Source organism: uncultured Litoreibacter sp., assembly GCF_947487515.1.
GTDB lineage: Bacteria > Pseudomonadota > Alphaproteobacteria > Rhodobacterales > Rhodobacteraceae > Litoreibacter.
The window spans coordinates 586,720-611,308 of record NZ_CANKWO010000003.1; the positions used below are offsets into that span (position 1 = coordinate 586,720).

A 24,589-nucleotide genomic window follows, 5' to 3' on the forward strand; every position below is an offset into this window, starting at 1 on the left:
TTCTACCAATGTGGCGGACGTTGATCTGCAAGAACAGCCGTGCCGCCAACGTCCAATTCCTGCTCGGCGGAACGCTGCATCAACATTTCGACCCGCCTCAGAAGAGACGCGATTTCGGTTTCCTGACGCGCCACGATGTCGGACATATCCTCGACGGTGCGTGTCAGATGGGCGATTTTCTCTTCCAGCTGGGTCGTGTCTGTCATCATTGCCTCCGGTTTTCATGTCGCAGATATGGCGCTTTGCTTGCCCCCGCAAGGGCTGCGGGGTAAAGCCTTGGCCAAACATACCAAGCAGGACAGCGTGTCATGGCCAAAGTCAAAAAGCAGCCCCGCCCGAAGGCCGTCACCCCAAAAGGGTTTCGCGACTACTTTGGCGCAGAAGTCACGCAGCGCAAAGCGATGCTGGATCAGATATCTGACGTCTACCAGCTTTATGGCTTTGAGGCCCTCGAAAGCAGCGCCGTTGAAACTGTCGAGGCGCTTGGCAAGTTCCTGCCCGACGTGGATCGCCCCAACGAGGGTGTCTTCGCGTGGCAAGAGGATGAGGACGCCGACTGGCTGGCGTTGCGCTACGATCTGACGGCCCCTTTGGCCCGCGTTTATGCGCAATTCCGCAATGATCTGCCCACACCTTACCGCCGCTATGCGATGGGACCGGTTTGGCGCAACGAAAAGCCTGGCCCCGGCCGGTTCCGCCAGTTCTATCAATGTGATGCGGACACAGTTGGCGCGTCTTCGGTGGCCGCGGACGCGGAGATTTGCGCCATGTTGTCGGATACTTTGGAGGCCGTTGGCATTCCGCGCGGTGACTACATTGTGCGGGTCAACAACCGCAAGGTTCTGAACGGCGTCATGGAAGTGGCAGGGGTGCTGGACCCAAGCGATCCGGCCAAATTCATGGACGAACGTGGAATCGTTTTGCGCGCGATCGACAAGCTGGATCGCCTTGGCACAGATGGCGTGCGGGCGCTGCTGGGGGCGGGGCGCGAAGATGGTAGCGGCGACTTCACCAAAGGCGCGGGTCTCAGCGATGAGCAGGCTGAGATCGTGATGGGCTTCATGCAGGCCAAACGCGATAGCGGTGGGGCGACCGTTACGCGCCTGAACGAGTTGGTCATCGGCTCCGACACGGGCGTCGCCGGTGTGCAAGAGTTGGAAACCATCGCGGAGCTGATGGCGGCGCAAGGCTACAACTCGGACCGTATTGAGATTGACCCAAGCGTCGTGCGTGGCCTTGGGTATTACACGGGCCCTGTCTACGAGGCAGAGCTGACGTTTGAGATCAACGACGAGAAGGGCCGCCCACGCCAGTTTGGCTCTGTTGCCGGTGGTGGGCGCTATGATGATCTGGTCAAGCGCTTTACCGGTCAAGAAGTGCCAGCAACGGGGGTGTCCATCGGCGTGGATCGCCTGTTGGCGGCATTGCATGCGAAGGGGCGCATGAACAAAGAAACCGTGGGCCCTGTGATCGTGACAGTAATGGATCGGGCGCGCATGGCGCATTATCAAAGCATCGTGAGCGAGCTGCGCAACGCAGGCATCCGCGCGGAGGTCTATTTGGGAAACCCGAAGAACTTTGGCAACCAGTTGAAATACGCCGACAAGCGGCATTCACCGATTGCGATCATCGAAGGCTCGGACGAGGCAGAGCGCGGGGTGGTGCAGGTCAAGGATCTTGTGTTGGGCGCAGAGATTGCCAAAACCGCGACGCTTGAAGAATGGAAAGGCCAGCCGGCGCAAAGCGAAGTCGCGCGCGCGGATTTGGTGGCCACGATTAAGAAGATGTTGAACTGATATGGACCGCATTCGTCAAGAAACCGAACGGCTGTCGCGCCTGTTTCGGGAAGCCGGTGCCGTTTCGGTCGAAACGTCGGTTTTGCAACCTTCGGATACGTTGTTGGACCTGTACGGCGAAGACATTCGTGCGCGGGCCTATGTGACCTCTGACCCAGTTTTGGGCGAACAAATGCTGCGTCCTGACTTTACGGTTCCGGTGGTGCAGCAGCATATGAAAGACGGCGCGGAGCCTGCGCGCTATACCTACCAAGGCTTGGTGTTTCGCGCCCAAGAGGCGGGCACGGGCCGCCCTTCCGAATACACCCAAGTCGGGTATGAGGTTTTCGACCGCGCTGATCCGGCGGGTGCAGATGCGGAAGTTTTCTCCTTGTTTTCAAAGGCATTAAGCGGGTTTTCGGTGACTGCAGCGACAGGGGACATTGGCATATTGACGGCCGCCGTCTCAGGCCTGTCTACCACCGAACGCCGCCGCGATGCCCTGCTGCGACACATCTGGCGGCCCGTGAGGTTCCGCGCCCTTCTGGACCGATTTTCGTCGACTTCAACACGAGAGGTTCCTGCCTTTAACTCGGAGGCACCGCAGATCGGGCTACGCTCTGCGGTTGAGGTTGAAAGCCGCCTGAGTGCGCTGCGTACTGATGCAGAGTTCGCACCTTTGGAACCATCGGAGTTACAGGCGTTGCAAGCGATTTTGGACGTCTCGGACGTCGCTCCGAAGGCCTTGGTTGAATTGCGCCAGATTGCGAAGGATTTACCCGCAATCACGCCCGCGCTGGATCAGTTGGAGACGCGCCTGAGTTCTATGGCGCAGCGGGGCATCGACGTGGATAACCTTAACTTCGCAGGGGCATACGGACGCACAACGATGGAATATTACGACGGTTTTGTGTTCGGGTTTCACGGTGAGACGGGCGTTCCTGTGGCAACTGGCGGGCGTTATGATGCGCTCACAAAAGTGCTGGGGCAGGGGCGCGAAATTCCTGCAGTGGGTGGTGTGATCCGCCCCGAATTGCTGGAGGTGTTGGCATGATCAAGCTTGGAATCCCCTCCAAAGGTCGTTTGATGGAAGACACATTTGCGTGGTTTGCCGCGCGCGGTGTGACCTTGGCGCGCACCGGGTCGGATCGTGAATATGCGGCCGAGGTGAAGGGCGTCGAAGGCGTGTCCTTAGTGTTGCTGTCAGCAGGGGAAATCCCGCGCGAGATGGCAGCAGGCCGCATCCATTTGGGGGTGACGGGTACTGATATGGTGCGCGAGAAAATCTCGCTGTGGGAAGAGAAGATCGTACCCGTTGCGGAAATGGAATTTGGTTATGCGGACTTGATCATCGCAGTTCCGGACTTTTGGGCAGATGTTGAAACAGTGGGCGATCTTGATGCGGTTGCTGCAGCGTTTCGCAAAGAACATGGCTTTCGAATGCGAATTGCTACGAAGTACCATCGTTTGGTACGCGAATACCTGCAACGGCAAGGCGTAGCGGATTACCAGTTGATTGACAGCCAAGGTGCAACTGAGGGCACTGTCGCAAACCTCACAGCGGAAGCTGTCGCAGATATTACCACCACAGGCGCCACGTTGAAGGCCAACCACTTGCGTATGTTGTCGGATGGCCCAATTCTGGCATCTCAAGCCACATTGTTTGCAAGTAAGGTCGCGGATTGGTCTGGGTGCGACTTGAACAAGCTGATGGGTGTCTTGAACCTAGAAAATCCCGATATCAGCTAAGGCTGCAGACATCTCTGCGGGTAAGGCGTCATCGTTTTCTCGTTGGGCTGTTAGGTCAGGCGGGCTGTCTTCTGGTTTTAGATATCGCCAACCTTGAAATGGTCGCTTGAGCACAGCTGCTGTTCGAACAATTTCTGGCTCTAAAACAATGGCACAGCGGCGGATGCCGTCATTTCCAATGACCTCATCCAAACGCAAAACCTTCTGGCGGGCCTGGATGGAGCCCTTGATGACCCAATAAATTGAACCACCGTTCACAAGCTCTGTTTCGCGTTTGGGCCACATTCTGGTAACATGGCGCGGCAACCCCTCAGGCATTTCGGCGCGGCGCAGCGTTTGCCAATCTTGCAGGTCGGATATGCTTTCGGTCCCGACACTTAATTTAACTAGATTGATTTGCGCCAATTGCCTCGCCCCTTGCCTGTGCTACCTATAGTAACCCCACAACTGCCGACTTCAATCCGATTCCCTGCTAAGGACCGACCACTATGACCGCTTTCGCTGCCCCAATCGCCTCGCAAATCTGGGACATGAAATACCGCTTCAAAGAGGCGGATGGCACCCCGATTGATGCAGAGGTCGAAGACACATGGCGCCGCATTGCCAAGGACTTAGCCAAAGTTGAAAGCGACCCGACCCAATGGGAAGAGGCCTTCTACGGCGCCCTGTCAGATTTCAAATACCTGCCCGCTGGCCGAATTATTGCAGGGGCTGGAACAGGGCGTTCGGTCACTTTGTTCAACTGCTTTGTCATGGGAACGATCCCCGACAACATGGGCGGTATCTTTGAGATGCTCAAAGAGGCCGCGCTGACGATGCAGCAAGGGGGCGGCATTGGATATGACTTCTCCACGATCCGGCCCAAGGGCGCGGACGTCAAGGGCGTGGCGGCGGATGCGTCGGGACCTTTGTCGTTCATGGACGTCTGGGACGCGATGTGCCGCACGATTATGTCCGCAGGGTCACGGCGCGGCGCAATGATGGCGACCATGCGGTGCGACCACCCTGATGTGGAGGCCTTCATTGCCGCCAAGCAGGATGCGGCCCGCTTGCGGATGTTCAACCTCAGCGTGTTGATCACCGATGACTTCATGGAAGCGGTGAAGGCAGACGGCGAATGGGACTTGGTCTTTGACGGCCAAGTGTACCAAACCGTGCGCGCGTTGGATCTATGGAACAAAATCATGCGCGGCACCTATGAATATGCCGAGCCCGGGGTGATTTTCATCGACCGGATCAACAAGGCCAACAACCTGTCCTATGTCGAGCAAATCGCCGCGACCAACCCCTGCGGCGAGCAACCTTTGCCGCCCTATGGCGCGTGTTTGTTGGGCTCCATCAACTTGGCGCGTCTGGTAGATCGCCCGTTTGAAGAGGGCGCTGATCTGGACGAAGCCAAACTGGATGCACTGGTGCGCACGGCCGTGCGGATGATGGACAATGTGGTGGATGCGTCGAAATTCCCGCTTGAGGCGCAGGCTCGCGAAGCGGCTGCAAAACGCCGGATTGGGTTGGGGGTCACGGGGTTGGCGGATGCGTTGCTGATGGTCGGGTCACGCTATGGATCCGAAGAGGCGGCGCGTCTGACCGAGCGTTGGCTGCACGCGGTCGCCCGCGCCGCATATCTGGCGTCGGTTGATTTGGCGAAGGAAAAAGGCGCGTTCCCCTTGTTCGACGCCGAAGCCTATCTGTCCTCCGGCGCGATGCAGGCCATGGACGACGATGTGCGCGAAGCCATCCGCGAACACGGCATCCGCAACGCCTTGCTGACATCCATCGCCCCCACTGGCACGATCTCGCTTTACGCGGGCAATGTGTCCTCGGGCATCGAGCCGGTCTTTGCCTATGCCTACACCCGCAAAGTCTTGCAAAAAGACGGGTCGCGGACCGAGGAAGAGGTCGTCGACTATGCGGTGAACCTGTGGCGCGAGAAATTTGGCGACAAGGAGCTGCCCGATTACTTCGTCAATGCACAAACCTTGGCCCCATTGGATCATGTCCGCATGCAGGCGGCGGCACAAAAATGGGTGGATTCGTCCATTTCGAAAACGATCAACTGCCCGGAAGACATCAGCTTTGACGACTTCAAAGACGTCTATATGGAGGCATGGGATACGGGCTGCAAAGGCTGCACGACGTACCGACCCAATGCCGTAACCGGCTCTGTTCTGAGCGTATCGGAGACGGCTGAAACCACCCCGTCCGAGCATCCCGAAACCGCCACCGACGGCGACGTTATCTATATGTCCGAACCACTGGACCGCCCAAATGAATTGGAAGGCCAGACCTACAAGGTTAAATGGCCCGATAGTGAGCACGCGATCTACATCACCATCAATGACATTATCCTCAACGGCCACCGACGCCCCTTCGAGGTGTTCATCAACTCTAAGAACATGGAGCATTTTGCATGGACCGTGGCCTTAACGCGAATGATTTCGGCCGTGTTCCGGCGCGGGGGCGATGTCTCTTTTGTGGTTGAGGAATTGAAAGCCGTGTTCGATCCGCGTGGGGGCGCTTGGATGCAGGGCAAATACATCCCTTCCATCCTTGCAGCGATAGGCGGGGTGATTGAAAAACACATGATCGCAACGGGATTCATCGAAGGCGAAGGCATGGGGCTGAAAACGGACCCTCAAGCGCAGGTCGTGAATTTGTCTGAAGGGCGAGGTCCGGCTTGCCCAAGCTGCGGTCAGTTCGATCTACGCATGATCGAGGGCTGCATGACTTGTGGGTCATGTGGGCATTCTAAATGCGGATAGAAGGCTGTTTAGGGGGAGGCAGATGAAATGGGTCAGCTAACAGGGCCCTTTGGGTCACAAAGCGACCTTTAGAATAGATGCAGGACCAACCCATTTATCTAATTTAGTGCATAAATAACAAGAGGTTACGCTTTAGTGAGCGTTGCCTCAATTTGGCGGATCAACTCAGTCATTGTCATCTCGAGGCCTTCGCTTAGGCCATTTATCGTCTCAAGCGTTGGCTGGTGCTTTTTCGTCTCCAAAAGAGATACATATCGCATCGACACATTCGCCCTGTGTGCGAGTTCTTCTTGCGTTAGCCCAAGCTCCAGTCGACGCTGGCGCACGACAAATGCAAATGAAGTGAGTAACTTATCCGATAGTTCTTCCATCCTATCGGCATCTTGGGTCTTTACCGTTTGGTCTATGAAGTATACTGTGAATTTGTGTATTTAAGGTGCTCAAATCTGGTGTGATCACATCTCTTCATTGAATCATGTGAAACTGCTTGTGGGCTCAATTTACGCATATGTGATGTCTGCAATGCCGAGGGCAAAGTGATGAAATTAGGTATACATACAATCAGTGCTTCTAGGCTGCAAAGTGCGGTCTTCGCTCAAATAAGATCAGAATGATGGATAAGGTTCCTCCTCAAGCGCTAGATTCTGTAGAATCATTCCGGACGAGATTTACCCCAGTCTTGGCGTTGATGTCGGCTGCTCAAGATTCGTCCCTAACTGCAAAATCCTTAAGTGAGACTGAGCAGCAGCAGGCATGGGACGTTTTGGTGTCTGTTGTTCCAGAAGTTCTGGCGCAATGTTCGGGCATAACGATCCAAACAGACCAAAAGGACACCTTTCTCACACTGGTGCTTTGGGATTTTTTCAATGGGCGTGAGATATGCGTCAGCGTCAACAAACGTGGCGGATATAATCTGAGCATCCGATCCGAGGACATACGCTCGATGGAAACACAATTGCCTCTGGATCTGCTCTTTCTAAAATTACTGGCCCTAGACTACACCCCCGAAGAACTTCGGGCTCTGACGGGCTGACCAAACCGAGAGAATGTTCAATGACAATCTGGTATACAGCCGACACACATTTCGGCCACGAAAATATCATGCGATTTTGTAATCGCCCCTTCGTGTCAGCATCACAGATGGATGCAGCGATGCTGGAAAACATGTGGAAGGTGGTTGGCCCGGAAGACCAGCTTTGGATTCTGGGCGACTTTGCATTTGGCTCCAGGGCAAAGGACAGCGCTTATGTCGCGCAAATTTTCAATCAGTTGCCAGGAGCGGAACGTCATTTGGTAGTCGGCAACCACGATCACAAGCCAACGCTCGAACTGCCATGGGATTCAGTCTCTCAATTCGCTGAACTGCGAGACGGGCCTCAGAACCAGCTCAACACTTTGTGCCATTATCCAATGATTACATGGAACCACGCTCGAAGAGGTGCGCTGCAGTTGTTTGGCCACGTTCACAACAACTGGCGCGGATCGCGCAATTCCGTGAATGTTGGCGTTGATGTGTGGGACTTCATGCCGATCACCTTTGCCGATATTGCGCGGCGGGCAAAGAAGCTGCCGCCAAACAAACACTGGTGCGATGTCGAACATGGGGCAGAATCCGGCACATAATCGGCAGTGAGGCCAAGATATGAAGAGCTTCTCAACGACCCAATTGAGGCGCAGCACGATGGCGATCCTACAGGCTGCTCAATGTGAACCTGTCACGCACACCTGGTATGGAAAACCGCGCTTTGTGCTGATGTCGCACGAGCAGTTTGAATCAATACGACGCGCGCTAGACCATACCAACATAAATGAGGGTACAGATAGTCAAGGTTGAGGGGCGGAAAGTGTGCATTCGCCGCTTTGCAGCGAGAACCTTGAGATAACGCAAAAGCGGAACTTCAATGCCGAGCAGCCCGTTTGGTCCTTTCTCCGGACGGTGGGGGCCTTCGCTTCGAAGGCACGATCCATTTTGGTGGCGGCATGAGGAAGACGTTTGCTGCTAACCGAGGAGGCGCTTCGAACGTTTTGTCTGCCGAATAGTGGTCTTGAAAGTGGTGATAATTGGCAGCGAGCGTGAATGGCGCTTGTTGGTTCAATCTACGTCCCCTAGTTTCAACTCATATCCCTCAGAGAGGACATTTTTGAAATGCCCAACGAAGATATTTTGACCGTGAAAGAGCTCGCTGAGTATCTCAAAATCGCTGAGAAAACGGCGTATCGGTTCGCATCTGAGGGGAAGGTTCCCGGTTTCAAGGTGGGAAGTGCATGGCGGTTTCGGAAAAGCGAGATCGACCGCTGGATTGCCGAGCAGGAACAAAAACAAGAAGGGGAGCAGAAATGACTGGTCAACAACAGGCAGAGGCATTGCGCCGCGAAATCTGGCATATCGCAAATAGAGTGCGAGGCGCGGTTGATGGCTGGGACTTCAAGCAGTTCGTCTTGGGCGCGTTGTTCTATCGCTTCATCAGCGAGAACTTCACAAACTACATCGAAGGTGGTGACGACAGCGTCGATTATGCTGGTATGTCAGACGTTGACATCCCCGATGACGTCAAAGTCGATGCGATCAAGACAAAGGGATACTTTATTTATCCCAGTCAGCTCTTTCAAAATGTGGCCAAGACCGCGAGCAAAAACGACAGCCTGAACACCGACTTGGCAGAAGTCTTTTCGGCGATCGAGGCTTCAGCGAGTGGCTACCCGTCCGAAGACGACATCATTGGCCTCTTTGCTGACTTCGACACCACCAGCAACCGCCTTGGCAACACGGTTAAGCAAAAGAACGAGCGTCTGACAGAAGTCCTCAAAGGTGTCGCAGGCCTGCCGTTGAAATTCGACGAAAACGAGGGCGACCTCTTTGGCGACGCCTATGAGTTTCTGATCTCAAACTACGCCGCCAACGCGGGCAAGTCAGGCGGCGAGTTCTTCACGCCAACCCACGTATCAAAACTCATCGCCAAACTGGCCATGCACAACCAAACCAGCGTCAACAAGATCTACGATCCGGCGGCAGGGTCTGGGTCGCTGCTTTTGCAGGCCAAGGATGAGTTCGACAAACACATCATCGAAGACGGCTTCTTCGGGCAGGAAATCAACTACACCACCTACAACCTCGCCCGCATGAACATGTTCCTGCACAACATCAACTACGACAAGTTCAACATTCAACACGGCAACACGTTGATGGAGCCGCACTTTGGCGATGACAAGCCTTTTGATGCCATCGTGTCGAACCCGCCTTATTCGGTGAACTGGAAGGGTTCAGACGATCCAACCCTAATCAACGATGAGCGTTTCGCCCCCGCAGGCGTGCTGGCCCCAAAGTCGAAGGCGGATTTTGCCTTTGTCCTGCATGCGCTGCATTATCTGTCGGCCAAGGGGCGTGCCGCGATCGTTTGCTTTCCTGGTATTTTCTATCGTGGCGGGGCGGAGCAGAAGATCCGCAAGTATCTGGTCGACAACAACTATGTAGAATCGGTGATTGCTCTCGCGCCCAACCTGTTTTTCGGAACGACCATTGCAGTGAACATTCTGGTGCTGGCCAAAAACAAAACCGACACGGCCGTTCAGTTCATCGATGCAACGGGGGAAGAGTTCTTCCGCAAAGGTGTTAACATCAACATCATGGATGACCGGCACATTGCCGAGATCATGAGGATGTTCGACAACAAGGAGAACGTGCCTCATGTAGCTGAAACCGTCCCCTACGATACGATTGTCGAGAAGGACTATAACCTGTCGGTCAGTGCCTATGTTGAACCCAAGGACACCCGTGAGGTCGTCGAAATTTCCAAGCTGAATGCCGATCTTAGAACCACTGTCGCCAGAATCGACCAGCTGCGTGCGGACATCGACGCGATCGTTGCGGAGATCGAGGCATGAGCGCACAGGGGTTTCTGGAAAAGCTGCTGGATGGGGCCTCGGTGGAATGGAAATCTCTGGTTGCCATCTCAAAGAAAATCTCCTCTGGCGGCACTCCTAAAACGAGCGTCCGATCTTACTACGATGGCGACATTCCGTGGCTTCGGACGCAAGAAGTCAACTTTGGCAATATTTGGGATACCGGGGTCAAGATCACCGACGAAGGTTTAAGGAATTCCAGCGCAAACTGGATTCCGAAAAATTGCGTCATCGTTGCCATGTACGGTGCCACAGTTGGAAAAATCGGAATCAACAAGGTCCCAATGACGACCAACCAAGCGTGTGCAAATATTCAGCTTGATCCAGAGGTTGCTGATTATCGTTATGTTTTTCATTTCTTGCGAAGCAAGTATGAGTACATAAAGTCACTTGGAACAGGCTCACAGACCAACATAAACGCGGGGATTGTCAAAGCCCTCGAGGTTCCAATACCATGCCCTGAGGACCCAGAAAAGTCGCTTGCGATCCAAGCGGAGATTGTTCGGATTTTGGATAGCTTCACCGAGCTGACAGCCGAGCTGACAGCCGATCTGACAGCCGAGCTTAAGGCCCGTAAGCAGCAATACAACCACTATCGAGAGCAATTGCTAGACTATGAGGGCCAAGACGTTGAGCATTTGCCGATGGGTGACGAGCGGGTGGGATCCTTTACGCGCGGCGGCGGCCTTCAAAAGAAAGACTTCGCAGAGTCTGGAGTGGGCTGCATTCACTACGGTCAGATTTACACCCATTACGGAACCTATGCCCACGACACCAAAAGCTTTGTATCAGAAGAATTTGCAAAGAAAGCCCGCATGGCAAAGCCCGGCGATTTGGTGATTGCGACAACGAGCGAGAACGATGAAGACGTCTGCAAGGCAGTCGCTTGGCTTGGCGATGAGGAAATCGCAGTCAGCAGCGACGCATGCTTTTACTCGCACAAGTTAAACCCCAAATTTGTCGCCTACTTCTTCCAAACGGAGCAGTTTCAAAAACAAAAACGGGTTCACATTACCGGTGCAAAAGTCAGACGCGTCAACGCCGACAGCCTGGCCAAGATCCTGATCCCTGTCCCTTCACCCGAGGAACAAGAGCGCGTCGTCAACATCCTCGACAAGTTCGACACGTTGACCACCTCGCTCAATGAGGGCCTGCCGCGTGAGATCAAGTTGCGCAAGCAGCAATATGAATACTACCGCGACCTGCTATTGAGCTTCCCCAAACCCGAGGAGGCCGCGTAAATGAGCCAGACCCTCGAACAGATCGCACAGCAGCTGCGAGATGCTGACAAAAAGGTGCAGCTGATCTATGCATTCAACGGCACCGGCAAGACCCGCTTGTCCCGCGCGATGAAGGATCTGATCGCTCCCAGGCCCGAAGAAGGTGAAGAAGGCGAACCCTCTCGCGAAAAGGTGCTGTATTACAACGCGTTCACCGAAGACTTGTTCTACTGGGACAATGATCTGCTGGGCGATGGTGAGCCCAAGCTGATGATCCAGCCAAACACCTTCACCGACTGGATCCTTGGTGAGCAAGGCAAGGGCAACGATGTCATTGCGAATTTTCAGCACTACACGAACAAGAATCTGACCCCCGTCTTCATGGAAAAGGATAGCCAGAAGGCCGGAGAGAAGACCTATCCTTCTGTCTCATTCTCCATCGCGACCGGCGACGACGAAGCCACGACGGGCATCAAGATTTCAAAAGGCGAGGAAAGCAACTTCATCTGGAGCATTTTCTACACGCTGATGGAAGAAGTGGTCTCGGTTCTAAGTGTTCCCGAGGCCGATGATCGAAGCACCAACCAGTTCGACAAGCTCGAGTATGTTTTCATTGACGACCCTGTGAGCTCACTTGACGACAACCATCTCATTGAGCTGGCGCAGACCCTGGCGACGCTGATCAAGTCTGCACCGCAGGACGGCCCCAAATTCATCATTACGACCCACAACCCACTATTTTTTAACGTTCTTTTCAATTCGCTGAAAAATGGCCTCAAGTATCGACTGTCCCACAATGAAGACGGAACGTACTCACTGGATCCCTTGAAAACTGACAGCCCGTTTTCTTACCACCTGCATCTGATTGAGAAGCTTAAGTCCGCATCGGAACGCGATGCGTTTGAAAAATACCACTACAACTTCCTGAGAAACATTTTGGAAAAGACGTCGACTTTTCTGGGATATGAAGATTGGTCAGACCTACTACCCAAAACTGCTGACGGGACCAGCGATGCCTATTTGAAGCGCATCGTCGACATCTCGAGCCACTCGAAACACGCGGGTGATGAGCAGTCAGAGCTCTCTAAAGATGATAAGCGAGTTCTTGGGTTCCTTCTGGGTGCTACTGCCAACAACAAATATGAGTTCCCTGAGCGGTATCGAGTGGCTTTGAAGCAGGACGAACAAAATGGTTGAGCAGACGAAAACCATCGCGGAAACGAAGAATTTCATCGTCCTCGATAAGTACACCAAAGAGTGGGACGCCGCCGATCGGTACCAGAGCGAAGATGATCTGGAACGTGAGTTGGTTCAGGACCTGGTCAATCAGGGCTATGAGTTTATGCCTGCACTCACGACCCAAGAGGCCATGCTCGCTAACGTTCGGGTGCAATTAGAAGAACTGAACAACGTCAAGTTTTCGAATGAAGAATGGAAACGTTTTGCCGAGACTTACCTAGACAAACCCAGCGACAACCTCGTCGACAAAACCCGCAAGATCCACGACGACTACATCCATGATTTCGTCTTTGACGACGGGCGCATCCAGAACATCTACCTCGTCGACAAAAAGAACAAGGCACGTAACAAACTGCAGGTGATCAAGCAGTTCGAGCAAGCCGGTACGCACGCCAACCGTTATGACGTGACGATCTTGGTCAATGGTTTGCCCTTGGTACAAATCGAGTTGAAAAGGCGCGGCGTGGCGATCCGGGAGGCGTTCAATCAGATCCACCGGTATAGCAAAGAGAGCTTCAACAGCGAAAATTCCCTGTTCAAGTTCCTGCAGCTCTTCGTGATTTCGAACGGCACCGACACTCGGTATTTCGCCAACACGACCAAGCGTAACAAGAACAGCTTCGATTTCACCATGAACTGGGCGAAGTCTGACAATGAACTGATCAAAGATCTTAAGGACTTCACAGCTACTTTCCTTCAGAAGCGCACACTGCTGAACGTTTTGCTGCAGTATTCGGTCTTCGACGTCAGCGACACATTGCTGGTCATGCGCCCCTACCAGATTGCTGCGACAGAACGCATTCTATGGAAGATCAAGAGTTCATTTGAGGCCAAAAACTGGAGAAAGCCAGAGGGTGGTGGCTTCATCTGGCACACCACTGGCTCTGGCAAGACCCTAACGAGTTTCAAGGCTGCGCGGTTAGCGACTGAGCTGGGATTTATCGACAAGGTTTTCTTCGTCGTGGACCGTAAGGATCTCGATTACCAGACCATGAAGGAATACCAGCGATTTTCCCCTGACAGTGTCAACGGCTCTGACAGTACCGCCGGGTTGAAGCGCAACTTGGGTAAAGACGATAACAAAATCATCGTCACGACGATCCAGAAGCTGAATAATCTAATGAAATCAGAAGGTGATCTGCCGGTGTACGATCAGCAGGTGGTCTTCATTTTCGACGAGTGCCACCGCAGTCAGTTTGGCGAGGCGCAGAAGAACCTGAAAAAGAAGTTCAAGCGATTTTATCAGTTTGGCTTCACCGGAACGCCGATCTTTCCTGAGAATGCACTTGGGGCTGAAACGACCGCCAGCGTGTTTGGACGTGAGTTGCATTCCTATGTGATCACTGACGCCATTCGCGACGAAAAGGTTCTGAAATTCAAGGTCGACTACAACGATGTACGTCCCCGGTTTAAAGCCATTGAAACAGAGCAAGACGAAAGAAAGCTCAGCGCAGCTGAGAACAAGCAAGCGCTGCTTCATCAAGAACGTATTCGAGAAGTTTCGCAGTACATACTGAACAATTTCCGTCAGAAAACCCACCGGATGCATGCGGGAAGCAGTGGCTTCAACGCTATGTTCGCCGTCAGCAGTGTGGATGCGGCCAAGCTCTACTACGAAACCCTAAACGCTCTGCAGGCAGACAGTGAAAAGCCGCTGAAGATCGCGACGATCTTCTCGTTTGCGGCCAACGAAGAGCAAGACGCGATCGGGGACATTCAGGACGAGAGCTTTGATGTGTCAGCGATGAATAGCAGTGCGAAGGAATTTTTGAGCGCCGCAGTCGAAGACTATAATGCTTTTTTCAAGACGAATTTCAGTGTCGATAGCAGTGGTTTTCAGAACTACTACCGCGACCTTGCCAGCCGGGTTCGCTCGAAGGATATCGACCTGCTAATTGTCGTCGGCATGTTCCTTACCGGCTTTGATGCTCCGACGCTCAATACCTTGTTTGTTGACAAAAACCTCCGGTACCATGGCTTGATGCAGGCGTTCTCCAGGACCAACCGGATCTACGATGCAACGAAGACATTCGGCAATATCGTAGCTTTCAGGGACCTTGAACAAGCGACAGTTGATGCGATCACGTTGTTCGGTGACAAGAACACAAAGAACGTTGTGCTGGAAAAGAGCTACGACGAGTACATGAATGGTTTCGTTGATCAGGAAACCGGTGCGGCGCGACGCGGGTTCATTGATGTTGTGAAGGAGCTAACCGAACGCTTTCCCAATCCGGACGAAATAGTCAAAGAAGAAGACAAGAAGGAGTTTGCAAGGCTCTTTGGTGAGTATCTGAGAGTCGAAAATGTGCTTCGGAACTACGATGAATTCTCAGCATTGAAGGCCTATCAGGGCCTAGACCCAAAAGACGCTGATGCCGTCGAAGAGTTTAAGCAAAAGCACTACTTGAACGATGAAGACCTTCGTGACTTGGAGGCAATAGACCTACCCTCAGAGAGGGCGATTCAAGATTATAGATCGTCGTACAATGATATTCGCGATTGGCTACGTCGAGAAAAGTCGTCTGCTGAGCAAGAACAGAACACTATCGACTGGGATGACGTCGTTTTCGAGGTCGACCTTCTGAAATCGCAAGAGATCAACCTCGACTACATCCTCGAGTTGATCTTCGACAAGAACAAGAAGGTGAAGAGCAAGGGAGATCTGATTGAAGATGCCCGGCGTGTCATTCGCGGCAGTCTTGGCAATCGGGCAAAAGAGAGTCTGATAGTGGACTTCATCAACCGGACTGATCTCGATCAGATTGATGACAAGGCTGGTGTGATCGACGCATTTTTTTCATTTGCCCAAGCGGAGCAACGCAAGGAAGTCGAGGAGCTTATCAAGTCAGAAGATCTAAATTCTGACGCCGCAAAGCGTTATATTTCGGCTTCCATAAAACGCGAATTTGCAAGTGAAAACGGTGCCGACCTAAATGCCATACTTCCCAAAATGAGCCCACTAAATCCGCAGTTTCGGACTAAGAAGACGACTGTCTTCGAGAAGATTTCGGCCTTTGTCGAAAAGTTCAAAGGGGTCGGCGGGCAAGTCTAGCGAAAGCGTTGACGCTGCCTAGGAGGGGCGGTTCGCTTCAGCTTGTTGCCAGTCATGGTAGGTCTGCTTCGATCCTTTGACCTTCCACTCCAGGCGGCCGTTGCTGTTTCGGTCTAAGATGACGGCTGCGGCGGCTGAAGGACTATTGAAGGACCAAGGTTTCGTGAACCTGAGTTTTTGGCCCGCGTCCGCGACCAGGACACCGTCTGTGACGAGCTTTTCCTTCAAGCCGCCGTAGCTTTGTTGGACATAGCCGGTCTCGGTGAGCGCCTCGGACCCTTCCAGCACAACAAATTCGCCATCTTCTTCGACAGCGGTCGCTTTGACGCCGCTCTTGTGGCGGATCTCGAACTGCACATCACCTTCTGTTCGCTCGTCGACCGGCTTCGCTGTCTGTGTCACCGCGCGCGGTTGTGGTTTGAGCAAATCCAGGCCAATCACGGGCAGGATGATGCGCAGGTTTGATAGAAACTGCTCCATATTGGCGATGTCGGCCTCTGGCAGTCGTCGTCTGCTTGTGTCCGGCTGAGTGCCATTGTCCAACGTGACGCGGCCTGCTTGGGCGGCTTGCTCTATGAGCCGCGCCTCAAGGTATTCCGCGTGCCCTTTGGATAGGTCGTCGTCACTTGTGGTGATGGTGATGGCTGTTTCCCAGAAATCTCTTTTGATCGCGCTTTGCTTGATCCTCTCAGCCACAGAGTTCCCAGAGCCAATATAGGCGCGGGATGCACCGGCCTTTTCTGGATCAGGACCGGATAGTATGTAGATGCCGGTCCGATCGACCTCTTCACGAGCGGTCAGATCGCCGAAAGCTGAAGCCCCGCTTACAAAAAGCAAACCTGTCCAACCATGGATCGTCGCTTTTCGCAGCCCGGTTGGCTTTCCGTCTACGAGGAAAAGCTGGATTGTTCGACCGAATAAGGCCTCTGTCGACACGAGTTACTCCTTAAAAGCATTATTGGTAGCAATTTGTCTGTTGTGAACCGTAACTGCGACGGTACCAACACGTTACGCAGGAAGTCTAACGTGCAATAAGAATTTTTTGCATTGGTGTTCTTAATGCGCGCGACTTGTCGATCCTGTCCAATGTCCGCAATGCGGGATGCGAGCGCAGCATCTCCACCAGTTGGCCAACGGCAGGAAAGGGCCGACTTGTTGGTCAAACCGAGATCGTTTAGTAGGATTGCGGCGATGCGGCTAACGGCAGGAACGAGCCCAGACTGTGAATTCGAATTTTCGGGCTGCATGCGTTCGCAGCACGAAAATTGCCACAATTGCGTAATTTCAAACGCTGCATTGCGGCCGAAAAACCGGCCATTCACGCAAATCGCAGAGAAGATATGACAGCCAAGGATCAAGTCGCGGGGTTCTGCAACCTTTCGTCACAATAGGGCCAATCGCTACTTTCGAGAAGAGTCTCCCAAAATACTGATGGCCTTGTCAAAATCAGCCGCGTAGAATTCACAGTGTTTCACAAGAAATTGAACTGTTTTAAACGCCGATCGACAGCAACGCGAGTTCAGGTCTTGCACAGCTCACTAGTTTGAATACTATCGCAGCATTAGATTTAATAAATATTTTTAGGCTGCCAAACGTGAACGCAGACAATCGTATTGATGACTATTGGACGGAACAGTCTACCGCGCCTGAAACGCTATCCAAACCTCATCTGAACATCGAGATTATCCAAGGCATTGAGCCGCTGGGCGCCCAGTTTAGTGTGGACACTCCTAAGTCAGTACCGGAGGGCGTGCATGAGCCGCTGTTTGGCCAAGTAGATCCAACACAGTTTGAACTAGAGCAAGTAGGGGGCGATCTTGTAAAGGTGCCTCTGCTCCAAACTTATGCGATATTAGATGCAGCCAAGATTCCAGGCTTGCCTGAATTGTTGATCGCGTCAGGGCTTGAGCATCGCTGCCTGTTCCAGGGCGGTGCATATGAAGAGCTGAAAGACGTGGCTCCGTGGATTGTGCGTCTGGAGGAAAGTAACAACCTCACTCGAAACCTGTTCACCCGGTCGGGTGCTGGGTGGCATCTGTGGGATGATGAACCAGGGATTTACCTGCGCTCTCGCGGTACATTGGACGAGATGTGGGGGCACTTTAGAAAATTCACGAGGGTACAGGACGAGCAAGGAAAGTGGTTTTACTTCAGGTTTTGGGAACCAATACTGTTTCAAACCCTTGCAGAGGGGGATTCCCAGTGTGGCGTTGTAAACGGCTCATTTTTTAAGGGTAATTCGATTGTTATTGTTGATCCATTTTTAGGATGCATAGTTGGCATCACTGCACACAGTCTCACAGTTAATACGAAGCCTTCTAGGTTTGGTGATGGAGATTTTCGGCTGTTGAAGCAATTTAGCCGCAATTTAGGGAACAGGAAAATAGCATCTCTGCTTCAAGGTGAGGAGGGGAAGTGGAGCGACTTTAGTGGTGTATCAGCTAAGGAGTGCTTGCATAAAGTTACGGCTGCTGTTGAGCAAGCTCATGCAATAGGCCTGAAAAAACCATCTCACTTGAAGCGGTTTGTTAAGATGTGTGAAGAGATGGGGGAAGTATCCTTTGGGACGGATCCCTTTTGTAGAACCATCAGCGCTGGTCACACGCCTGCGCGGCTCATTGCGGAACTCGAGTTTGATGTAAAAGATCTTATGAAAGAGAGTGCTTAATGGGGCAACATGAAGAAATCTGTCAGGTCTGCCCTTGCACGTGCTGTCCGAAATATGAGGAACTTAACGATTGGGCTGACAAGCTTGAAGAAATAGCCGTCAGCATCGAGCGGGATGAGTGGTTTTATCTCGAGGTTAAGGCCGACATTGTCGAGAATGGATGGGAATCAGATTATGCCCGCATCGGCATTAGTGGATATCGTGACCGAACGGTGCCGAGCCAAAACGCAGCGGCGCTCATTCAGCATTATGAAGGATTACCCGCCGAAGTAATCTTCGCGGAAGATCTGACGCCCGCTGTGCTCGACAACGCAACAGCGCGACCTGGGCTGGCTCGGGTGATTAGAGAACGTGCGGAAAACGCGCGTAATCTCGCACAGCGTGGCTTAGATTATTGTCAGACTGACAGCAATTATATTGGTCAGGATGCAGATCCGGTTTTAGATTACTTTTGCACCCTTGATCCCGACAAAATCGACGCCGACGTTTGGGATGAGCTGTATCGTATCGGATATATCGATTTTGCGACGTATGATGATGTAGGATATCGTGTTTTATCAGACAGACTGATGCGTGCGGAGCTTGCGGCTAGTATTGCAAGCTTAGTGTTTGCATTCAGGGCGGGGTTGGTAGCCTTAGCCCGAAACGCATCTTATGGGTTGATGAGACTGACACGTACCCAGGCTAGGCGGCTCGCCTCAATAGGTCGTCGGCGGATGCCAACGGACGTCGTCAAAAAGACTGATCTGAGACGTTCTTCACTAGCGGCTCAAGCCGATAATGAAGCCGGTATTATGAACGGTTTCTTGGGTATTGGTCATGCCGTGCCTTGGTCGCAAATGTCTGCAAAGATGAAAATGGCTTTTCAGCATAGTTATATGCCGACATGGAGCTGAGTTTGGTCTGCCACCGTGGAGAGCAACGCAGGCGGAGGAGCTTCAAGACCTCTTTAACACGGCGGTTGGCCGCGTGCGAAACAATGCTCACACAGTTCGTATTGTTATGAAGCCATATGCTGTCCGAGGGTATCCGGCAGGTCCTCCTGCCAGAATGACTGAGTTTAGGGCCACACTTAACGGCCAGGAGTTTTACTATTATGAGCTACGCGATATCGGAAAATTCGTGAGTGCTGGTCTGGCGAGGACTCGATAAGATGGATGCAGATGCACTGTTTTATTTCGTTTCAGATAGGCCTGTTGGGGAAGTCATGACGTTCGTTCAGGACAACCAACTTATCCCTAACACCAACTATTATGAGTTTCCTTGGTTTGGTGGGGTGCAACGGTCTTTTGATAGCTTGAGAGACTTAATCGAGTTTTTGGAAGGCCAACTTGGGCATGAATACCCACTCTACTTCAAGGATAGAAAAGGGGATCACTACTTCGCTGGCGTGACGGGGGATGGGCTACTTGTTTTTGGGATACCCTACTTCGGGAAGACACCAGATAGCCTTGCAAAGACTGTGCGGAGGTATGGTGGTTTTTATGGGTACATTGGTGCAGGGATGCCTGAAATTGGAAGCTTGGAGCAGTTTAAACTAGATCCAAAATATAAGCCTTCGAAGATACTAGATGACGGGCATATTGTCATTTATGGCGAAGCCAGTGATCTTGAGTAAGTCTTGCAGCCAAGTTCTTACTCAGAAGACACCTACCATTGATTTGTGAAGTCCACGGAGAGCAACTCGCATTCGCACCCCCACAATTTTGCACATATTGGCAGCCTGTTTCACGTTGCAAGATTGCATATTTGTAACAGGCATTTCGACGGTCTCACTTCGCGGGCCTCGAATTGTTCACCAAACCCACGTGCAGTGAATGGATAGTTTGGAACTACCCGGTTTTGATCCCGCTGAATGGCCGCTATGGTGGATTCTACTGCAGTGCCGAAAGTGAGATGCTGCACATGCGAAGGTTTTCTGCGCGGGCATCGACCGCGGCTGCAAAAGGCGGCTCCGTCCCGCAGACTGCTAGTTCGCCTACGCTGGGATTTTGCGGTCGCCGCGAATGGCTGGTTCGACGGGCCGCACTGCAGCATTCCAGATCACCGGCCAATGTCCGCAAAGGGCCGACTTGTTGGTCAAACCGAGATCGTTTAGTAGGATTGCGGCGATGCGGCTAACGGCAGGAACGAGCCCAGAGTCACCGATGCTGCGGTGTGCTGCAATGACTGCTTTCGATTAATCGTAAAGCCTCGCAAAAAGGCGTCAAAAATCCAAACCCAGATCGACCGTTGCCGCCGAATGGGTCAACCCGCCGGACGAAATGTAATCAACGCCAGTTGCGACAATCGACTCAACCCGATCGAGGGTCACATTCCCACTCGCTTCTGTTTTCATACGCCCATTCACCAGCGTGACCGCATCGCGCAGCATGTCGTTGCTCATGTTGTCCAACAGAACAACTGAAGCTCCGCCAACATCCAAAACTTCGGCCAATTGATCCAGCCGATCGACCTCTATCTCGACGACCATCATATGGCTCGCATACGCCATGGCGGCATCCAGAACTTGCCGCACGCCACCGGCCGCCGCGATGTGGTTGTCTTTGATCAGGATCGCATCGGACAGCGAATACCGGTGATTAAATCCACCGCCATGCAGAACCGCCAACTTTTCCACCAAGCGCAAGCCGGGCGTTGTTTTACGGGTGCAGGTCACGCGGGCATTGGTGCCCGCGGTCTTGGCTACGAATGAGGCCGTCTTGGTCGCGATGCCCGTCAAACGACCCGCAAAATTCAGGGCCACCCTTTCCGCAGACAAGATAGAGGCAGCACTGCCTTCAATCGTCATAAGCGTTTCACCAGCCTTGCAAGGTTGACCATCCGCAACACGTGTTGTGATGGCGAGCGTGGGATCAACAAGCTGAAACGCCATCCGCGCGACTTGCATGCCCGACACAATCGCATCAGCGCGGGCGTTCAGGCGCGCCGTGTATGTTGTGTCGGCAGGGATCACAGCGCGGGTGGTCACATCGCCATAGGTGCCCAAATCTTCCGCCAGCGCATTGCGAATCATGGGCTCTAGGATCAAGTCAGGAACGTTGGAAAAACTCATGATGTTTTCTCGCAAATTTTGGACCTTATCGCCAAGGCCTCTTTCAGCGTCAGCAGTGATCTTTGGCCCGGACCGGGCAAGGTGTCGGGGAAGTCAGAACGGGCATGCGCCCCGCGACTTTCTTTGCGGCTGAGGGCGGATACTGCGATCAATGTGGCCGTCGCCGTCATATTTAGGAACGACACACTGGATTTGTGGGCGGTTTCGAGCGCTGCCAGCTTGCACAGAGCAGATTTCAGGCCATCAGCGTCGCGAACAACACCAACATGATCGGTCATCGTTTGACGCAGCTCCGTCACGGCATTTGGATCGGGCGGTATGCCACCGCTTTCGAGTGAAATATCGATGGCGGACGCGTTTGTCTCAGGAACGTATTTTGCGATGTCATCAGCACAGATGCGTGCGAATACTAACGCTTCGAGCAGCCCGTTCGACGCCAGTCGATTGGCGCCATGTAGACCGGTCGATGATGCTTCGCCACAAACCCAAAGATGGCCCAATGACGCGCGTCCATCAATGTCAGTTGCGATCCCGCCCATGTGGTAATGCGCGGCTGCAGCGACAGGAATGGGTGTAATTGCAGGGTCGATTGCATTGCGGGCGCAGGCATCCGCTACGGCTGGATATTGGGTCTTGATCGCCTGCCCTAGCACATCGCGCGTATCAAGCACCGGACGCCGCCCCGCTTGGGTTTGCGCAAAAATCGCACGGGCCACGATGTCGCGTGGCGCAAGTTCTGCATCAGGATGCAAAGCCTGCATGAACCGTTCGCCACGGTCGTTTGTCAGGATCGCACCTTCGCCTCGCAGGGCTTCTGTGGCCAGAGGAGCGGGGTCTTCGCCGACATCCATGGCTGTCGGATGAAACTGCACGAATTCCGCATCCGCAATAAGGGCACCTGCACGCGCGGCTAATCCGATGACCTGACCACGGATGCGCGGTGGGTTGGTCGTCTGGGCATAGAGCCCGCCAGACCCGCCACCTGCCAACAAGACAGCGCTGCCACGCAGCATCACAGGTGCAGAGCAAAGGGCATCGGCCGATTGCACCGCAACGCCAGTGACGCGTCCGTCTGATACCTCAAGCTCAAGCGCCATCGTGCCGTCTAACACTTGAATGGATCGGGTCGCGCGAACGCGTTCGATCAGGGCGGCCATGATCTCGGCGCCCGCTTGATCACCCTTGACGCGCACCACCCGCGCAAAACTGTGGGCCGCCTCGCGTGACATGACATAATCACCGGTCTCTGTCCGATCAAAGGGCGTGCCGAGCGCCGTCAGATGAAGAATGTGAGAACGGGCTTCTTGGGTGACAAGGCTGGCAACCTCTGGATCAACGGTTCCATCACCCGCTTTGACGGTATCTGCGGCATGGCTTTGTGCGCTATCTGCGGAGTTCATCGCAGCCGCGACCCCGCCTTGGGCCCAAGCAGAGCTGGCTCCCTCGCCCAAACTTGCAGGTGAGATCATCACAACGGGACGCGGCGCAAGTCGCAGGGCTGCATAAAGCCCCCCAAGGCCTGCGCCAACAATGACGACCCGGTCGGTTTGAATAGTTTTCATTTGGATCAAAGACCCAGCTTGCGCGACATATCAATCATCGCCTGCACCGATGCGCGGGCTTTTGCGCCCACCTCAGGATCGACAAGAACCTCATTTTCGCCCGTGTGAAGCACCCAAAGGATCTTTTCGAGCGAAATTTTCTTCATGTAAGGGCACATGTTGCAGGGGCCGACGAAATCGACCTCTGGCAGTTCATCAGCAATATTGGATGCCATCGAACATTCCGTAATCAGCATCGCCTTTTGAGGCTTCTCATCCGTGACATATTTGATGATGCCACTGGTGGAACCGGAAAAGTCCGCCTCTTCCACAACGTCTGGGGGGCATTCAGGGTGTGCGATCAGACGCGTACCGGGATTCCATTCGCGAAAGTCGCGCAGGTCCTTGGCGGTATATTGTTCGTGCACGATGCAGGAGCCGGGCCAGTAGACCACATTCTTGTGGCTTTGGTTGGCGACGTTCTGCGCCAGAAATTGATCCGGCGTCATGATGACTGTGTCGCTCTCCATCGCGTTCACGATTTGCAGGGCATTTGAGGACGTACAACAAATGTCAGACGCTGCTTTCACCTCGGCTGTTGTATTCACATAGGTCACGACCGGCGCACCGGGATATTTGGCACGCATTTCGTCGATACCACCCGCAGTGATGCTTTCAGCAAGCGAACACCCGGCTTCCATATCGGGCATCAACACGGTCTTTTCAGGACACAGGATTTTCGTCGTCTCGGCCATAAAATGGACACCAGCCTGAACGATCACCTCCGCGTCTACCTCTTGGGCTTTCATTGCAATCTGAAGACTGTCGCCCACGTAATCCGACACGCCATGAAAGATCTCAGGCGTCATATAGTTGTGCCCCAAGATGACTGCGTTACGTTCTTTTTTGAGCGCATTGATCGCTTTTACATAAGGCGCATAGATTGCCCAGTCCGGCGGGGTCACGACGCGTGCCATTCTGGCATAGGTGTCGGCCATCGCCTCGGCAACCTCAGGTGACGGGGTCAGGTCGTAATGCTCTGAAAGAGCGGATCGAACATGTGGCAAGTCTAGCATTTAGCGCATTTCCAACTCATTTTGGTGTCCAATACATGCTAAACAACGGCAGGCCAACATCTGCCGGTTAGGATTTGTGTTCGCGCATCCCAGTTAAGATACTCTATTTATGATTAGGTAATGTCGTCGGCTCGAATTGATGACACCTTGTTGAGCGGAACCGCCAACGCGTCAAAACTGAGGCTCTTGCAACTTGCACTCACTGCGGCAAGTGATTTGTGAAATTCAGTAGTAAATTGAACGCAGGTTTCGCCTTGTCTGACAGAGCTTTCATCCGGCATGTGGTCTTCTTCAGTGCGGCAGACGAAAATGACGTCGCGCGCATTGTTGGTGGCCTCTCCTTGCTAAAGAACATTCCACATGCTTCGGTGTTTGAGGTAGTCCAAAACAGTCGTGTTGATGAACTCTCAGGTGAAGTGGATGTGGTCGTCTATTCCGAGTTCGTCGATGATGCCGCATTGCAGGCCTATAAAGCGCATCCAATTTACCAGCAGGCGATTGATGTTGTGCGGCCCTTGCGCGAAATGCGGATAGCTGCGGACTTTTGACGTT

At 53.3% G+C, this 24,589-nt stretch carries 22 protein-coding genes; 15 read left to right on the plus strand and 7 right to left on the minus strand.

Features of this window, described 5'->3' with window-relative positions; genetic code table 11:
• Window positions 1-2: 2 nt before the first annotated feature.
• On the minus strand, window positions 3-206 hold the full coding sequence (locus Q0746_RS12840) for a SlyX family protein (protein WP_298260866.1): 204 nt from the start codon (window positions 204-206) through the stop codon (window positions 3-5).
• Window positions 207-308: 102 nt separating this feature from the next.
• On the opposite strand from Q0746_RS12840, the gene hisS reads away from it, so the two are divergent.
• From hisS to hisG, 3 genes are read left to right on the plus strand one after another with little or no spacing between them, the layout of a single operon-like run.
• Window positions 309-1,796, plus strand: coding sequence for a histidine--tRNA ligase (hisS, locus tag Q0746_RS12845; RefSeq protein WP_298260868.1), 1,488 nt, complete (start codon window positions 309-311; stop codon window positions 1,794-1,796).
• Between the two features lies 1 nt (window position 1,797).
• Window positions 1,798-2,829 carry an ATP phosphoribosyltransferase regulatory subunit gene (locus Q0746_RS12850; protein WP_298260870.1) on the plus strand — a complete coding sequence of 344 codons (1,032 nt, stop codon included), beginning with the start codon at window positions 1,798-1,800 and terminating at the stop codon, window positions 2,827-2,829.
• Window positions 2,826-3,524, plus strand: coding sequence for an ATP phosphoribosyltransferase (hisG, locus tag Q0746_RS12855; protein ID WP_298260872.1), 699 nt, complete (start codon window positions 2,826-2,828; stop codon window positions 3,522-3,524). Before Q0746_RS12850 ends, hisG begins: the two co-directional genes overlap by 4 nt.
• Here the strand turns inward: hisG and Q0746_RS12860 are convergent.
• Window positions 3,501-3,929, minus strand: a complete 429-nt coding sequence (locus Q0746_RS12860) for a DUF1489 domain-containing protein (RefSeq protein WP_298260873.1) — start codon at window positions 3,927-3,929, stop codon at window positions 3,501-3,503. The two genes, hisG and Q0746_RS12860, sit on opposite strands and share 24 nt — an antisense overlap.
• Before the next feature lie 83 nt (window positions 3,930-4,012).
• Between Q0746_RS12860 and Q0746_RS12865 the strand changes: the two genes are divergently transcribed.
• A complete protein-coding gene (locus Q0746_RS12865; RefSeq protein WP_298260874.1) occupies window positions 4,013-6,286 on the plus strand; it encodes an adenosylcobalamin-dependent ribonucleoside-diphosphate reductase in 2,274 nt (757 codons plus the stop codon).
• 125 nt (window positions 6,287-6,411) lie between these two features.
• Here the strand turns inward: Q0746_RS12865 and Q0746_RS12870 are convergent, their stop codons facing one another.
• Window positions 6,412-6,657: a helix-turn-helix transcriptional regulator gene (locus Q0746_RS12870; protein WP_298260875.1), complete on the minus strand. Its 246-nt coding sequence runs from the start codon at window positions 6,655-6,657 to the stop codon at window positions 6,412-6,414.
• Between the two features lie 395 nt (window positions 6,658-7,052).
• Between Q0746_RS12870 and Q0746_RS12875 the strand changes: the two genes are divergently transcribed.
• From Q0746_RS12875 to Q0746_RS12905, 7 genes are all read left to right on the plus strand, one after another.
• Window positions 7,053-7,319, plus strand: a complete 267-nt coding sequence (locus tag Q0746_RS12875) for a hypothetical protein (protein ID WP_298260876.1) — start codon at window positions 7,053-7,055, stop codon at window positions 7,317-7,319.
• 20 nt (window positions 7,320-7,339) lie between these two features.
• On the plus strand, window positions 7,340-7,909 hold the full coding sequence (locus tag Q0746_RS12880) for a metallophosphoesterase (RefSeq protein ID WP_298260877.1): 570 nt from the start codon (window positions 7,340-7,342) through the stop codon (window positions 7,907-7,909).
• 523 nt (window positions 7,910-8,432) lie between these two features.
• Window positions 8,433-8,627 carry a helix-turn-helix domain-containing protein gene (locus Q0746_RS12885; RefSeq protein WP_058239057.1) on the plus strand — a complete coding sequence of 65 codons (195 nt, stop codon included), beginning with the start codon at window positions 8,433-8,435 and terminating at the stop codon, window positions 8,625-8,627.
• On the plus strand, window positions 8,624-10,168 hold the full coding sequence (locus Q0746_RS12890; RefSeq protein WP_298260880.1) for a type I restriction-modification system subunit M: 1,545 nt from the start codon (window positions 8,624-8,626) through the stop codon (window positions 10,166-10,168). Before Q0746_RS12885 ends, Q0746_RS12890 begins: the two co-directional genes overlap by 4 nt.
• Window positions 10,165-11,427 carry a restriction endonuclease subunit S gene (locus Q0746_RS12895; RefSeq protein ID WP_298260882.1) on the plus strand — a complete coding sequence of 421 codons (1,263 nt, stop codon included), beginning with the start codon at window positions 10,165-10,167 and terminating at the stop codon, window positions 11,425-11,427. The genes Q0746_RS12890 and Q0746_RS12895 overlap by 4 nt, the downstream gene beginning before the upstream one ends.
• Window positions 11,428-12,603, plus strand: coding sequence for an AAA family ATPase (locus Q0746_RS12900; RefSeq protein ID WP_298260884.1), 1,176 nt, complete (start codon window positions 11,428-11,430; stop codon window positions 12,601-12,603). It abuts the gene before it with no gap.
• A complete protein-coding gene (locus Q0746_RS12905; RefSeq protein ID WP_298260886.1) occupies window positions 12,596-15,697 on the plus strand; it encodes a type I restriction endonuclease subunit R in 3,102 nt (1,033 codons plus the stop codon). Before Q0746_RS12900 ends, Q0746_RS12905 begins: the two co-directional genes overlap by 8 nt.
• An 18-nt stretch (window positions 15,698-15,715) precedes the next feature.
• Here the strand turns inward: Q0746_RS12905 and Q0746_RS12910 are convergent, their stop codons facing one another.
• The gene (locus Q0746_RS12910) at window positions 15,716-16,633 is read right to left on the minus strand and encodes a GIY-YIG nuclease family protein (protein ID WP_298260888.1); all 918 of its coding nucleotides are present in this window, start codon (window positions 16,631-16,633) and stop codon (window positions 15,716-15,718) included.
• 607 nt (window positions 16,634-17,240) lie between these two features.
• Between Q0746_RS12910 and Q0746_RS12915 the strand changes: the two genes are divergently transcribed.
• From Q0746_RS12915 to Q0746_RS12925, 3 genes are all read left to right on the plus strand, one after another.
• A complete protein-coding gene (locus Q0746_RS12915) occupies window positions 17,241-18,365 on the plus strand; it encodes a DUF4123 domain-containing protein (protein ID WP_298260890.1) in 1,125 nt (374 codons plus the stop codon).
• On the plus strand, window positions 18,365-19,261 hold the full coding sequence (locus Q0746_RS12920; RefSeq protein WP_298260892.1) for a hypothetical protein: 897 nt from the start codon (window positions 18,365-18,367) through the stop codon (window positions 19,259-19,261). Before Q0746_RS12915 ends, Q0746_RS12920 begins: the two co-directional genes overlap by 1 nt.
• 257 nt (window positions 19,262-19,518) lie before the next feature.
• On the plus strand, window positions 19,519-19,983 hold the full coding sequence (locus Q0746_RS12925) for a hypothetical protein (protein ID WP_298260894.1): 465 nt from the start codon (window positions 19,519-19,521) through the stop codon (window positions 19,981-19,983).
• Between the two features lie 588 nt (window positions 19,984-20,571).
• Here the strand turns inward: Q0746_RS12925 and nadC are convergent.
• The 3 genes from nadC to nadA are packed head-to-tail and all read right to left on the minus strand — an operon-like array spanning window position 20,572 to window position 24,037.
• Window positions 20,572-21,420: a carboxylating nicotinate-nucleotide diphosphorylase gene (gene nadC, locus Q0746_RS12930; RefSeq protein ID WP_298260896.1), complete on the minus strand. Its 849-nt coding sequence runs from the start codon at window positions 21,418-21,420 to the stop codon at window positions 20,572-20,574.
• Window positions 21,417-22,982, minus strand: a complete 1,566-nt coding sequence (locus Q0746_RS12935) for an L-aspartate oxidase (RefSeq protein ID WP_298260898.1) — start codon at window positions 22,980-22,982, stop codon at window positions 21,417-21,419. Before Q0746_RS12935 ends, nadC begins: the two co-directional genes overlap by 4 nt.
• Before the next feature lie 5 nt (window positions 22,983-22,987).
• Window positions 22,988-24,037, minus strand: a complete 1,050-nt coding sequence (gene nadA, locus Q0746_RS12940) for a quinolinate synthase NadA (RefSeq protein ID WP_298260900.1) — start codon at window positions 24,035-24,037, stop codon at window positions 22,988-22,990.
• 254 nt (window positions 24,038-24,291) lie between these two features.
• On the opposite strand from nadA, the gene Q0746_RS12945 reads away from it, so the two are divergent.
• On the plus strand, window positions 24,292-24,585 hold the full coding sequence (locus Q0746_RS12945; RefSeq protein WP_298260902.1) for a Dabb family protein: 294 nt from the start codon (window positions 24,292-24,294) through the stop codon (window positions 24,583-24,585).
• Window positions 24,586-24,589 lie beyond the last annotated feature (4 nt).

Excerpts from the sequence above, each read along its gene's own strand:
- Q0746_RS12920 (WP_298260892.1), top strand. The coding sequence starts at position 18,365 with ATGGGGCAACATGAAGAAATCTGTCAGGTCTGCCCTTGCACGTGCTGT.
- Q0746_RS12895 (WP_298260882.1), top strand. The coding sequence starts at position 10,165 with ATGAGCGCACAGGGGTTTCTGGAAAAGCTGCTGGATGGGGCCTCGGTG.
- Q0746_RS12880 (WP_298260877.1), top strand. The coding sequence starts at position 7,340 with ATGACAATCTGGTATACAGCCGACACACATTTCGGCCACGAAAATATC.
- Q0746_RS12935 (WP_298260898.1), bottom strand. The coding sequence starts at position 22,982 with ATGAAAACTATTCAAACCGACCGGGTCGTCATTGTTGGCGCAGGCCTT.
- nadA (WP_298260900.1), bottom strand. The coding sequence starts at position 24,037 with ATGCTAGACTTGCCACATGTTCGATCCGCTCTTTCAGAGCATTACGAC.
- Q0746_RS12840 (WP_298260866.1), bottom strand. The coding sequence starts at position 206 with ATGACAGACACGACCCAGCTGGAAGAGAAAATCGCCCATCTGACACGC.
- Q0746_RS12850 (WP_298260870.1), top strand. The coding sequence starts at position 1,798 with ATGGACCGCATTCGTCAAGAAACCGAACGGCTGTCGCGCCTGTTTCGG.
- Q0746_RS12870 (WP_298260875.1), bottom strand. The coding sequence starts at position 6,657 with ATGGAAGAACTATCGGATAAGTTACTCACTTCATTTGCATTTGTCGTG.
- nadC (WP_298260896.1), bottom strand. The coding sequence starts at position 21,420 with ATGAGTTTTTCCAACGTTCCTGACTTGATCCTAGAGCCCATGATTCGC.
- Q0746_RS12925 (WP_298260894.1), top strand. The coding sequence starts at position 19,519 with ATGGATGCAGATGCACTGTTTTATTTCGTTTCAGATAGGCCTGTTGGG.
- Q0746_RS12900 (WP_298260884.1), top strand. The coding sequence starts at position 11,428 with ATGAGCCAGACCCTCGAACAGATCGCACAGCAGCTGCGAGATGCTGAC.
- hisS (WP_298260868.1), top strand. The coding sequence starts at position 309 with ATGGCCAAAGTCAAAAAGCAGCCCCGCCCGAAGGCCGTCACCCCAAAA.
- hisG (WP_298260872.1), top strand. The coding sequence starts at position 2,826 with ATGATCAAGCTTGGAATCCCCTCCAAAGGTCGTTTGATGGAAGACACA.
- Q0746_RS12865 (WP_298260874.1), top strand. The coding sequence starts at position 4,013 with ATGACCGCTTTCGCTGCCCCAATCGCCTCGCAAATCTGGGACATGAAA.
- Q0746_RS12905 (WP_298260886.1), top strand. The coding sequence starts at position 12,596 with ATGGTTGAGCAGACGAAAACCATCGCGGAAACGAAGAATTTCATCGTC.
- Q0746_RS12885 (WP_058239057.1), top strand. The coding sequence starts at position 8,433 with ATGCCCAACGAAGATATTTTGACCGTGAAAGAGCTCGCTGAGTATCTC.
- Q0746_RS12890 (WP_298260880.1), top strand. The coding sequence starts at position 8,624 with ATGACTGGTCAACAACAGGCAGAGGCATTGCGCCGCGAAATCTGGCAT.